Source organism: Flavobacterium sp. 9AF, from assembly GCF_902506265.1.
Taxonomy (GTDB): domain Bacteria; phylum Bacteroidota; class Bacteroidia; order Flavobacteriales; family Flavobacteriaceae; genus Flavobacterium.
Window position 1 is genome coordinate 1 of record NZ_LR733594.1, and the last position, 12,594, is coordinate 12,594.

Consider the following 12,594-nt stretch of genomic DNA (forward strand, 5'->3'; position numbering starts at 1 on the left):
TTGTAAGACTAATCAAACAATAATTTAAAATTTGAGAATTGATTTCTAAATTGATTTTTTTCCTTTTTGTAGTTTCATAAAGCAAAATAATAATCACGTAAGAAATTAATACATAAGAAAATTGAAACAAATAAGATTTTGTAGTAAGTATTGTAATATATATAACAAAAGCAATAAATAAAAAGATGTAAGTGATGTTTCTTTTAACAATGTTCATTAAAATTTGTAAAGTATTATTTGATTAAAAATTACAAATCCAAATCAAACAATTTCTTTAATAATTCAATGTTTGGATTGATACTTTTTAGTTTTTCAAATTTTTCTAAAGGTGTAAATGCATAGCGCGTTTCTGATACTTCATTTACAATCACTTCAATAGTAATGTCATGATTATGCAATTTACCTCTTAAATAGCCAAGTAACTCAATGTGTCCACTTAAAAACTCTTCTTTGGTACTTTGATTAGGCAATTCTAGTGTAATAGTAGTTCCTTGTAATACAGGATCATTCATCTGCATATAGGTTGCCATTAGTCTTTTTCCTTGATCGGTTAAACGTTGGGCAAATTTATTCCAAACAAGTAACATATCGGTTTCAGTAAAGGCTTCTGTAGGCAATTCTTCATGGTGATGCTGATGTTGCGCTTGTTTGGCTTCTAATTCTTTTTTAGCACGAATACTCGATAAAGAAAATGCCGAAATTTTAGGACCATTATCGGTTGCTGGTTGCTGGTTGCTGGTTGTTGGTTGTTGGTTGTTGGTTGTTGGTTGCTGGTTGTTGGTTATTGGTTGTTGGTTGTTGGTTGCTAGTTGCTGGTTGTCGGTTGTTGGTTGTTGGTTGTTATTTTCTATAACTTGACTTTCGACTTTCGGCTTTTGACTTTCAACTTCTACTATCGAATAACTTCCGTTTCTAAAGTAAGTGGCAGGAATTATAAAGGATTTAGCTTTTTTTTTTCTCCATCAATAGTGATAGAGGCTAATTGCATAAGACATAGCTCAACAAGTAAACGTTGATTCTGACTGTTTTTGTATTTTAAATCGGTATCATTAGCTAATTCAATACCTTGTAATAAAAAGGATTGTGATGCTTTTTGTGCTTGTGTCGCATACAAACTTTGAGCTTGTTCACCTGCTTCTAAAAGAGCTAAAGTAGCAGGATTTTTGCATACCAATAAATCTCTGAAATGTGAAGCTAATCCTGCAACAAAATGATGACCGTCAAAACCTTTCGCTAAAATATCATTATAAGCTAAAAGTAGATCTGGAATTTTATTCTCTAAAATTAAATCGGTAATTTTAATATAATATTCAAAATCAAGTACGTTTAAGTTTTCTGTTACTGCTTGGCGCGTTAAATTGGTCCCACAATACGAAACTACACGGTCAAAAATAGACAAAGCATCACGCATCGCACCATCTGCTTTTTGTGCAATAATGTGCAAAGCATCGTCTTCAAACGTAACCCCTTGTTCTTTAGCAATTTCAGCTAAATGTTCTTTTGCATCATTAACCGTAATTCTTTTGAAATCAAATATTTGACAACGAGATAATATCGTAGGAATAATTTTATGCTTTTCTGTAGTCGCTAAAATAAAAATAGCATGTTTAGGGGGTTCTTCTAATGTTTTAAGAAAAGCATTGAAAGCAGCTTGAGACAACATGTGCACCTCATCAATGATATATACTTTATATTTACCTGTTTGTGGAGGAATACGCACTTGATCAATAATGCTACGAATATCATCTACACCATTATTAGAAGCCGCATCTAATTCAAATACATTAAATGAAAAATCCTCAAAAGGATCATCATAACCTTCTTGATTTATTTTTCGAGCTAAAATACGGGCACAAGTGGTTTTTCCGACACCTCTTGGACCTGTGAATAGCAAAGCTTGTGCAAGATGATTCGTTTCAATAGCATTTAACAATGTATTGGTAATAGCTTTTTGTCCTACAACATCTTTAAATGTTTGTGGACGATATTTTCGAGCTGATACTATAAATTGTTCCATTTCAATAATTGATTTACAAATATAGTGCACAAATTATGATTATTCAAAAGTAAATTTAATATATATTTGAAAAATAATTTGCCCAATCATGGAGTGTAAAAATTGCTTGAACCAGTTAGCTAATAATCAAAAGTTTTGTTCAGAATGTGGAGGAAAAGTAATCCTTGAAAGAATTACTTTTAAATCAATTTTTAATGAAATTCTTGATAAGTTTTTCAATATCGATAATAAATTTTACCAAACTTTTCTTACTTTATTAAAACAACCGCAAGAAGTCGTTGGTGGATATATTGATGGTAAAAGATCTAAATATTTTAATCCTATTTCCTATTTTGCCTTCAGTTTAACATTATCTGGAATTTATTTCTATTTAATGCAAAAAGGCTTCATCGATTATAATGTGGCAATGAATTCGATGCAAAATGCTTATGAAACTGAGATGCAAAAAGAAATAGCCACTAAAATAAACAAATTTGTATTAGAATATTCTAATGTAATCACCATTTTGTTTATCCCAATTTATGTTCTTTTTACTAAAATATTGTTTTCTAAGGCAAAGAGTTACAATTGGGCAGAGCATTTTATTGTCAATATTTATTTGTATTCTGAAGCTTCTATCATTACCACATTATTATTACTTTTATCTGTCATCAATACCAAAATATTAATGACAATGAGTATGTTGTCATTTTTACTTCAATTTATATACTTTGTTTATTCGCTTAAAAAAGTATTTGATCTAAGCTGGAAATCAATTATGGTACGAATAATTCTGTTTTTTGGTTTACTATTTCTTTTATTGATTTTTATTTTTATTTTAGGAATTGCGTTTGGATACTATCTAAAAAAGAATAACTTAATTTAATTAATTTATCACATTTCTAGTAAATACAAAAGTATTTCTTTGATTGTATTGTTGATTTTTTAGGTTAATTCATAATTACAATGTAGAGATTATTTTTTTACGATTTTATTATTTCCCATTTTTCAACTGAGAATCAGTGTCCACAAAATTTATCTATGGTTTTATGTTTATATGAAATATAAATGTTGGTAAAGGGTTAATTTTTCACAGAAGCTAATGGTACAACTTCATTATCCATTTTTTTTTGTAAACATTAAGTTTTATTTCAGATAGGTTTTGGGATTTTTGACAACCATTCAATAAAAAAATATTGAGATAATACAGCGATAGATTTTTTACATATATTATTATATGACATCAAGGGATTTATTATCAAGTATTTGATTTAAACGTTTCTAAATTTTAAAAGTAAAAGGCTAGAAGCAAAACATACATTCATTTATAAAGTTAATAATTGGTCTTTTATAATTATTTAAAAGCGATATATCGTAATTTAATTCACTTTAACTAAAAATTAATAGTCGTTATCCTTTTAGAACTATAAGTTTATGTACCTTTATGTGATGAAGTTTTTGAATAAATGATTTTATTAAAACTGAAACACTAACTAATGTTAACTACAAATAAAATCAAAACATTTGAACCATGATAAAGAATATAAGTGGCTTTCGATTTACTAAATATGAAGCTCCTTTCCAAACACCATTCGACAAACTATTCCCTATTTTTAAGGAATTGATTACGCATACTTCTGGTGATTTTGACGAAGCCATCGATTGGATGCGTCAACTTGATGAGGAATACCAATTAACTACTCCAGAATATACAATTGACGATTTCATTGAAGATTTAAAGAAAAAAGGTTACATCAGAGAAGAGGTGAAACCAGATGGTTCTGGTGGTATGACTATTACTGCAAAAACGGAAAGAGCCATACGGCAACATGCCTTGGAACAAATCTTCGGAAATTTGAATAAAGCCGGTTCAGGAAATCATAAAACCAAACAATCAGGAAAAGGGGATGAGCATACAGGAGATTTAAGAGCTTTTCAATTTGGAGATGCCGTAGAGCAAATCTCATTAACCGAAAGTCTTAAAAATGCTCAGGTAAATAATGGTATAGGCGAATTTAAATTAACCGAACAAGATTTAGTCGTAGAAGATACGCATCATAAGTCACAAATGAGTACGGTGTTAATGATCGATATTTCACATAGTATGATACTTTATGGTGAAGATCGCATTACTCCTGCTAAAAAAGTAGCAATGGCTTTGGCCGAACTTATCACAACGCGTTACCCAAAAGACACTTTAGATATTTTAGTTTTTGGTAATGATGCTTGGACCATTCAAATTAAAGATTTGCCCTATTTGCAAGTAGGACCTTATCATACCAATACGGTTGCAGGTCTGCAATTGGCTATGGATATTTTACGAAGAAAAAGGAATACCAACAAGCAAATTTTCATGATTACAGATGGCAAACCCAGTTGTGTAAGAGAAAAAAATGGCGAATACTACATGAATAGTAACGGTTTGGACCAATATATAGTAGATAAGTGTTACAATCAAGCAGCTCAAGCTCGAAAATTACACATTCCGATTACTACTTTTATGATTGCGAGAGATCCTTACTTGCAAAAATTTGTCAATTATTTTACAGAAGCCAACCAAGGAAAAGCATTTTATACAGGTTTAAAAGGATTAGGCGAAATGATTTTTGAAGATTATGAAACGAATAGAAAGAAGCGAATTCGTTGATATAGGAATTAGAAATTAGGGATTAGGAATTAGGAATTAGTTTATGGTTGTAATTACCAAGTTGTCAGTTCGAGCGCAGTCGAGAACATTTTAAATTAAATAGATGGATTTAGAAAATATAAAGCTTGATTTTTATGAAGGCTTTGAAGGAGAAGATGAAATACGATTGTATGCTAATTCAAAGGATGTATCATTTAAACCGAATAGGAAAACAAATTCATATGGAGATTTTATTCAAATTCAATTGAAACAAAATGAAAATGGAATTGTCTTTTTTAGTATTTGGGACGGTTATTTCTCACAAATAATAAGTGAATTGCTTTCCAATATTGAAAATGATGTTTTGCCTCAATTTATTGTTAATTATAACATAGTTGAAGGATGGGTTTGGAATAATGGACCAGAATTGATTGTAAAGGATGAAATGAATTGGTTTATAGAAAAAATACAAAGTACTATATTAAATAAAGAAGATAACTTTAAAAATAAATTTTGGAATATTGAAAGTATTATAAACTTACATTCATACTTGCAATTTGTAAGAGAAAATGATTTGGAGTTAAGAATTTCAAAGGAATAACATTAAAAAATAAGCTATAAAATTATATATGAAAGAAATAAAAACACTAGGAGAATTAAAAAAAACGGAGTACCAACCTATAACCATAAAAGACGAATTACGCAAAAACCTTCGTGCTAAAATTAAAGCAGGTGAAACTACTTTTGAAGGGGTTCATGGCTATGAAAATACTGTAATTCCTGAATTAGAACGCGCTATCTTGTCGAAGCATAATATTAACTTATTAGGTCTTCGCGGTCAAGCCAAAACCAGATTAGCACGCAAAATGGTGGAATTATTAGACGAATACATTCCTGTAGTGGCAGGTTCTGAGATTAACGATGATCCGTTACAACCTATTTCTCGTTTTGCCAAAGAGTTACTAGCTGAAAAAGGAGATGAAACTCCGATTACTTGGCTGCATCGTAGCGAACGTTTCTATGAAAAATTAGCTACACCCGATGTAACGGTTGCCGATCTAATAGGTGATGTTGATCCCATAAAAGCGGCCAATTTAAAATTGAATTATGCAGACGAACGTGTGATTCATTTTGGAATGATCCCAAGAGCACATCGTTGTATTTTTGTGATTAATGAATTACCCGATTTACAAGCTCGTATTCAAGTGGCTTTATTTAATATTTTACAAGAAGGAGACATTCAAATTAGAGGTTTTAAATTGCGTTTACCTGTAGATGTTCAATTTATTTTTACAGCCAATCCTGAAGATTATACCAATAGAGGTAGCATTGTAACGCCCTTAAAAGATAGAATTGGTTCCCAAATTTTAACACATTATCCTGAAACCATTGAAATTGCGAAAAATATCACAGCACAAGAAGCAAAATTCGATGCAGACCAAACAAAATTGGTGCATGTACCAGAATTGGCTAAAGAACTATTAGAGCAAATTGTTTTTGAAGCTAGAGATAGTGAATTTGTAGACAGTAAAAGTGGTGTTTCGGCTCGTTTAAGTATTACAGCTTATGAAAATTTAATGGCAACAGCAGAGCGTAGAGCTTTACTTGCAGGAGAAGAAAAAACTACCGTTCGTTTATCTGATTTCATGGGAATCATTCCTGCGATAACTGGAAAAGTGGAACTTGTGTATGAAGGAGAACAAGAAGGTGCTGCTACAGTGGCACAATATCTTATAGGTGATGCGGTTAAAACGCTGTTTCCAAATTACTTTCCTAAGATTGAAAAATTAGAAAAACCAAATGAGAAAAATGCGTACTCGGATATTTTAGAATGGTTCTTCAATGAAAGTGGTTTTGAGTTATTTGATAATGTAACCCATTCAGAGTACCAAAAAACTTTAGATAACATAGCACCTTTGCAAGATTTCATTGCACAATACCAACCTGATTTTCCCAAAGAAGAACTATACTTTTTAAAAGAATTTTTACTGTGGGGATTAGTGGAGCACGAAAAATTAACTAAAAACCGTTTTAGTAAAGGCTATCAGTATAAAGATTTGTATAGTAGTTTTATTAATAAATTATAATCCTTTTTAAGAAAAGGAATATTGCTGCAATTTTAGTGTCAATCTAGAATTGCAGTTTTTTTTGAAATACATTTAAATGGGAATAAATTATTAATTCTTTTAAATTGTTTGTAGATTATTTTAAAGAAAATATAAGTGTTTGCAGATACATTTTCAAAACATTTTCCTAAATTTGAGAAACAAGAAAAACAAATCATGATTGAAAAAAAAGAGTACCGTCAGAAGATCTTCCAACATCTAGACGGTTTAGTTACTGCACCAGTGGCTATTGCCTTGCACAAAAAAAACATTACAGCCTACATTTTAGAACATAAAAAAGTTGGTCTTACCGAACTTTCTCAAACTTTTCAAGCCAATGAAGGCTATTTAAATATTGCTTTACGCACCTTAGCATCTCAAGGTTTTTTAGAATATGAAGTAAATAATGTAGAAAATACAGTTGCAGTTCAAACCAATGAAAAATCGGCCTATGCCTTTTCATTATTTCCTTTGTATCAAGATGTGGTTAGTTTACTCAATGAAACCCAACTTTTTACTTCGGTACGCATTGCAACTAATTTTATCACGCAGTTAGAAGTCATCTTTTCAAAATACCAACAAAATTTTACGATTCAGTTTTCCAATGACCCTCAAGAAAAAACACTACAAGAACAAGTTTTAGCACATATTGAAGGGTATTTGGTGGGCCCAATTGTAGTGAGCTTAGGAATGACGGGCATGTTTCATAAGTATTTTATGGAAACTTCGTTTCGAGCGGAAGAGTTTCATAGAGAACCTGAGGTATTTAAAGTAATTCTAGACTTTTTTACGCATTTGAATTGGTTCACCGAAAAAAATGGCAATTATCAATTTACGGAAACGGGTTTGTTTTTTGCTAAAAGAGCTACGGCTTATGGGGTAACGGTTTCTTATTTACCGATGTTTAAAAATATGGAAACCTTATTATTTGGTAACCCCAATGCACTCCGTGATATTGCCGCTCACGAAGATGAAATTCACGTTAATCGAGAAATGAATGTATGGGGAAGTGGTGGTGCGCATGCAACCTATTTTAAAGTAATTGACGATATTATCATTGAAATCTTCAATAAACCGATTAACGAACAACCGAAAGGGATTTTAGATATGGGTTGCGGTAATGGTGCTTTTTTACAACATATATTTGAAGTGATTGAAAGACAAACGCTTCGTGGCAAACTTTTGGAAGAACATCCGTTGTTTTTAGTGGGTGCCGATTACAACCAAGCGGCTTTAAAAGTAACAAGAGCAAATTTAATTAAAGCCGATATTTGGGCAAAAGTGATTTGGGGAGATATCGGTAGACCTGATTTGTTAGCGAAAGATTTAGAAGAAAATTATGCTATCGATTTAAAAGACTTACTGAATGTGCGTACGTTTTTAGATCATAACCGAATTTGGGAAGAACCAGAAACGATTAAACAAGATAGAAACAGTATTTCTACGGGAGCTTTTGCGCATCGTGGCAAACGTATTCCAAACAATAGAGTAGAAGATAACTTATTGCAACATTTGAAAAAATGGGCGCCTTATGTGCATAAATACGGTTTGTTGATTATCGAATTACATACCATTGCTCCGCAATTAACGGCTCAAAATTTAGGAAAAACGGCAGCAACTGCTTACGACGCTACTCATGGTTTTTCAGACCAATTCATAGTAGAAATAGATGTGTTGCACAATGTAGCAGCGGAAGCGAATTTATTCCCTGATCCTGTTTATTTTAAAAAGTTTCCAGATACTGCTTATGCAACGGTAAGTATCAATTTATTAAAAGGGAATTAAAATGAAATCCTGTTATTGCTGTTCGGGAAAAGCTTTTGAAACCTGTTGCGAACCTTTTATTAAAGGAACCAATATTCCTGTTTTTCCTGAACAGCTCATGCGTTCGAGATATACCGCTTATGTATTGCAACTAGCCGATTATTTAATAGAAACAACTGAAGCTTCACAAAGAAAGTATTATTCAAAAAATGAAATTTTGGCTTGGGCCAAAGCGAATACTTGGATAAAACTAGAAATTAGTAAAGCCTATGATACCATTGTGGAGTTTAAAGCCTATTATTTAGACAACCGATTGCAAGCACAAATACACCACGAAAAATCGACTTTCAAACATGTGAATGGGAAATGGTATTATGTGGATGGTGAATTTTATTAAAATTTTAAAATAACATCATAGTATTGATGGTGCTTTTTAAATTCTCTTAGTCCTTCTTTAAAAGTCAAATAAGGGCTATTATTTTCTTCATGATTTATTTTGCTTATCTCATACATATAATGAAAATGACGTGTTAATTCTTTCCATCCAAAAAGGAGAGAATGTTTCGGGTCATATATATGTGTGGGTTCGCTTAGGGCTCCATTTATTTCAACAATTTGAAAAGCTTCTCCTTTTTCTAGTAGTTCATAACTCTCAAACATGATATCCATACGTCCAAAATAAAAGCCATCTATTTCTAAACAAACTTCATCAAAGGTTTTAATGAGTTGTGGTGTAATATGATGACTTGCATCAATGAATTTTGAGCCTCTACAATGATTGCCATAAGGAACTAAATTACGTTTTTCACCAGGAAGAAGTACTTCTTGTAATTTTTCTTGTAGTTCTTTTTTTAAGACTGGAATTTGAAAAGCATATCGAGGATTTTGTAGAAGCAATTCTTCAATGGTATCTACGCCATTTCCACTAACAATTAAAAATTCCTTTTCAACGATTCCTGTAATCGTGCCTTTGTTTTGATTAGGATATCTTACATAGAATAAGCCAATTTCTTTTGGATAAGGAATTAAATTTTGTATCAAATAATTAAAATCTGCTTTGGTATGATAGGCTAATAATTCTGATGCATTAGCAATTCGCTTTACAGCTGTACCTCTTAAACCTACATCGGGTTTGGCAATGAAAGGAAAGCTAATTTGTGCGCTAATACAAGCTTCAAGTATGGTTTCAAAAAGCTGGGCTTGTTGTATTAAAACGGTTTTTGGATAATATTTTTGAGGTATTAAATCATAAATTTCTTTTTTAGATTCCATTAAAAAACCACCATTTCTAATAGTGGGATTTGAAGCATTAAAATAGAAAAAAGATCGTGTCCTTATGACATAATATAAATATTGAAAATAGATAGGAAGATAAACTACTTGATATGGCCAATATTCCCAATGCGTTAATTTATGTAAACTTAATTTTATTCGATTCATTATTATAATAGGTCAATATAAAACATTTCGTTTTTTTCTAATGAGTTAATCACTTGTGTAATACTCACAGTTTTTAAGAAATTATTACGATTAATTTGTAAACCAAATTCGGTATTTTTATTTTCGGTAAATTGATGGAAATGCAATAATTTTTCTGGTGTAATATCTTTAGTTATCTTTAAAAAATGTGTAAACCATTGCGCTCTTTCCTCTCTTATTTCTTTTGAATATAAAGTTGAAGAAGACCAAATGTAAGGTTCTCTAGTGTTCAATTCAATACAGTTTTTTTCAATTTCATTCCATCGTAATTGATACAATTTATTTTTTTCGTAAAGAACAATAGTAAATGGCTCAATCTCTTCTAGTAATATGGATTCCCAACTTTCTAATGCACTTGGTGAAGCTATTAAATCGAGAACAATTTGTCCTCTACTTTTTCGATAAGATAATTTAGGTATATGTTTCTCTTCGGCTCCATTAAGTAAAACGAGAACAATTTTCTCAGATTTAGCAAACCACGTTCCTCCCGCTTTTTGATCTTTAGGGAATGTGATAGAATAATTGTTTACAATATATTCTTTTGGAGAAATTGCTTTAGGTCTTGCTACTTGTTCGTCTCTATTAGAAGTAATACAAAATCCTTTGGATAAAGGCACATAAGTTACTGTACACATTGCGATTTATATTCGATAGTAGATTTTGCAATGCCAAAATTTTCGGCTAATATAATTTCTTTGTATTTAAGAACAGCTACTTTAATTAAGGCTTGATGGTGAATACTATGTTCTAAATTGTATAATAGTTCTCTAAAATAATTGGTAGGAATACTAAAATTTGCCTTTTGTATTCCATCTTCAAGAGTAAGATTTTTATTTGGTAAATGAATGTTGTCTATAATTGCGGCAATTGCTTTTTTTGCTTCTTCAATAGAATTTTGAATGCTTAAATTGCGTTTTCTTTTATCGTAATTAACTATTCCTAATTCATAATTTTCTAATAAGCACTGATATAATTCGATGATATGTCGTGTATGTTCACCTATTGTTGCGTTGCTTAACTCGGGGTTGCAAAAAGTATATTTTTGATTATCTAATTGATCTAATAAAGTTATAATTTCACCAAAATTTTTCTGAATAGCAGATACAAGCATATGAAAAAGGTATAAAATTATTTAATAGGAATAAATTTAATAGATACCGAATTGGTACAATAACGTTGGCCTGTTGTTTCTTCAGGACCATCATCAAAAACATGTCCTAAGTGACCACCACATTTAGCACACATTACTTCAGTACGAATCATACCATAACTTGTGTCTTTCTCATAAATTACAGATCCTTCCACTGCTTTATCAAAGGATGGCCAACCACAATGCGATTCAAATTTTGTGTCTGAAGTAAATAAAAGATTATCACAAGCAGCACATACATAATTCCCCTTTTCAAAATGGTCCCAATATTCGCCAGTAAAAGCTCGTTCCGTTCCTTTATTTCTTAATATCTCATATTGTTTTTCAGAAAGAGTAGCTTTCCATTCGGCTTCGGTCTTTTTAATTTTTGGTTCCATATTTTTTTTATTTTGAGATACCGACAACTGTAAACTAAACAAAAATATTAAAAATACTATCTTTTTCATAAGTTTGAAATTTATTTTTTGAGGTAACTTTTATAATTAATTTATTTAGATATTATTTTTTTCCAATGCATATCAGCTTCCATTTTTAAGTGCGCTTCTTCCTTATTCCATAATTGCAAGGTGTTCGTTAAAAATTTATTATAAAACAAGTACAATTTGTTGTCAACAATTTTGAATGTTTTTGGATCAATTTCTACTTTTTCCCCCGTCTTTCCTATAGCATAAGCACACCAACCACCATATTGCGGTTTATACAAACTACTATTTTTTTCAAAGACTTCTTTATGCATTTGTGAAGTAAAATAATAGATAATTCCGTCTTCTTTGACAGTAAATTCTTTACTTCCTTTAATAGCTTTATGGTCTAGAAAATAGGCCACCACATCGTATCCTTCTACAGCAATTTTATCTTTTTTTACATTAAAATGTGAAATGTTTTGTTGAGCAATAAGCTGTAATCCATTAAAAAGTAACAGGATTAAATATACGCTTTTTTTCATTTGATAAATATTTTTTTAAATTCTTTACAAATGTATTAGGTAAGTTTATTATAGAATGTCAGCTATACAACAAGAACGTATTTTAAGTGTTAATCTCTAAATCATTTAAATAATCTTCATATTCATAGAAAAAACGCTCAAAAGCATCCATCTTTTCATAGAAAAAATCAAACGTTTCTTCCCAACAATTTTTATTATTTATACTTACATTTGCTTTTTCTACCCATATACGGCTTACAACTTTACCATTATCTAATGTATAATGTTGCTCAAAAATTACATCCTCTATAAAATCTTCTAAAAGAATATTTTTCAATGAATATACTTTTTCATAATAAATTTTTCTCTTTGTTTCTTCTTTTGGTTCAATTTCTAAAATGACTTGCGCTTTTTTATTATCAATATAAAATTTGAAGCTAAAGTCTTTTATTTTAGTATTATACAACAACCATTTTCTAGGATAATTTTCTGAAAATGAGGTCCAAAAATCTTTTTTTAATTGTAAGGCTTCTTCTTTACTATACATTC

Annotated in this window: 14 protein-coding genes; 6 read left to right on the top strand and 8 right to left on the bottom strand. The window is 30.7% G+C overall.

From position 1 onward, the window contains the following. Positions 1-248: 248 nt before the first annotated feature. A complete protein-coding gene (locus HALO113_RS16395) occupies positions 249-617 on the bottom strand; it encodes a DNA polymerase III (RefSeq protein WP_236554779.1) in 369 nt (122 codons plus the stop codon). Positions 618-931: 314 nt separating this feature from the next. Continuing rightward, a complete protein-coding gene (gene dnaX / locus HALO113_RS16400; RefSeq protein WP_159780219.1) occupies positions 932-2,017 on the bottom strand; it encodes a DNA polymerase III subunit gamma/tau in 1,086 nt (361 codons plus the stop codon). A gap of 88 nt (positions 2,018-2,105) precedes the next feature. On the opposite strand from dnaX, the gene HALO113_RS16405 reads away from it, so the two are divergent. From HALO113_RS16405 to HALO113_RS16430, 6 genes are all read left to right on the top strand, one after another. Next, positions 2,106-2,882, top strand: coding sequence for a DUF3667 domain-containing protein (locus HALO113_RS16405; RefSeq protein ID WP_159780220.1), 777 nt, complete (start codon positions 2,106-2,108; stop codon positions 2,880-2,882). Positions 2,883-3,527: 645 nt separating this feature from the next. After that, complete coding sequence (locus tag HALO113_RS16410) at positions 3,528-4,643, top strand: VWA domain-containing protein (RefSeq protein WP_159780221.1); 1,116 nt, start codon at positions 3,528-3,530, stop codon at positions 4,641-4,643. Between the two features lie 103 nt (positions 4,644-4,746). Then, a complete protein-coding gene (locus HALO113_RS16415; RefSeq protein ID WP_159780222.1) occupies positions 4,747-5,223 on the top strand; it encodes a hypothetical protein in 477 nt (158 codons plus the stop codon). Positions 5,224-5,251: 28 nt separating this feature from the next. Then, positions 5,252-6,709: a sigma 54-interacting transcriptional regulator gene (locus tag HALO113_RS16420; protein WP_159780223.1), complete on the top strand. Its 1,458-nt coding sequence runs from the start codon at positions 5,252-5,254 to the stop codon at positions 6,707-6,709. 195 nt (positions 6,710-6,904) lie between these two features. Next, entirely contained in the window at positions 6,905-8,512 is a 1,608-nt protein-coding gene (locus HALO113_RS16425; RefSeq protein WP_159780231.1) for a class I SAM-dependent methyltransferase, read from the top strand. Between the two features lies 1 nt (position 8,513). After that, positions 8,514-8,888: a YchJ family protein gene (locus HALO113_RS16430; RefSeq protein WP_159780224.1), complete on the top strand. Its 375-nt coding sequence runs from the start codon at positions 8,514-8,516 to the stop codon at positions 8,886-8,888. On the opposite strand, the gene HALO113_RS16435 is transcribed toward HALO113_RS16430, so the two are convergent. The 6 genes from HALO113_RS16435 to HALO113_RS16460 all read right to left on the bottom strand — a co-directional run bounded on the left by HALO113_RS16435 (position 8,885) and on the right by HALO113_RS16460 (position 12,592). Further along, the gene (locus HALO113_RS16435) at positions 8,885-9,931 is read right to left on the bottom strand and encodes a D-alanine--D-alanine ligase (RefSeq protein ID WP_201297689.1); all 1,047 of its coding nucleotides are present in this window, start codon (positions 9,929-9,931) and stop codon (positions 8,885-8,887) included. The two genes, HALO113_RS16430 and HALO113_RS16435, sit on opposite strands and share 4 nt — an antisense overlap. Before the next feature lie 2 nt (positions 9,932-9,933). Continuing rightward, positions 9,934-10,605: an NRDE family protein gene (locus tag HALO113_RS16440; protein ID WP_159780225.1), complete on the bottom strand. Its 672-nt coding sequence runs from the start codon at positions 10,603-10,605 to the stop codon at positions 9,934-9,936. Beyond that, the gene (locus HALO113_RS16445; RefSeq protein ID WP_159780226.1) at positions 10,593-11,081 is read right to left on the bottom strand and encodes a DinB family protein; all 489 of its coding nucleotides are present in this window, start codon (positions 11,079-11,081) and stop codon (positions 10,593-10,595) included. Before HALO113_RS16445 ends, HALO113_RS16440 begins: the two co-directional genes overlap by 13 nt. A gap of 17 nt (positions 11,082-11,098) precedes the next feature. Further along, the gene (msrB, locus tag HALO113_RS16450; RefSeq protein WP_159780227.1) at positions 11,099-11,566 is read right to left on the bottom strand and encodes a peptide-methionine (R)-S-oxide reductase MsrB; all 468 of its coding nucleotides are present in this window, start codon (positions 11,564-11,566) and stop codon (positions 11,099-11,101) included. Positions 11,567-11,607: 41 nt separating this feature from the next. Then, entirely contained in the window at positions 11,608-12,066 is a 459-nt protein-coding gene (locus HALO113_RS16455) for a YHS domain-containing (seleno)protein (RefSeq protein ID WP_159780228.1), read from the bottom strand. Between the two features lie 82 nt (positions 12,067-12,148). Continuing rightward, positions 12,149-12,592 (bottom strand): DUF4268 domain-containing protein, encoded by a 444-nt coding sequence (locus HALO113_RS16460; protein ID WP_159780229.1) that lies wholly within the window; start codon positions 12,590-12,592, stop codon positions 12,149-12,151. Positions 12,593-12,594: the final 2 nt, after the last annotated feature.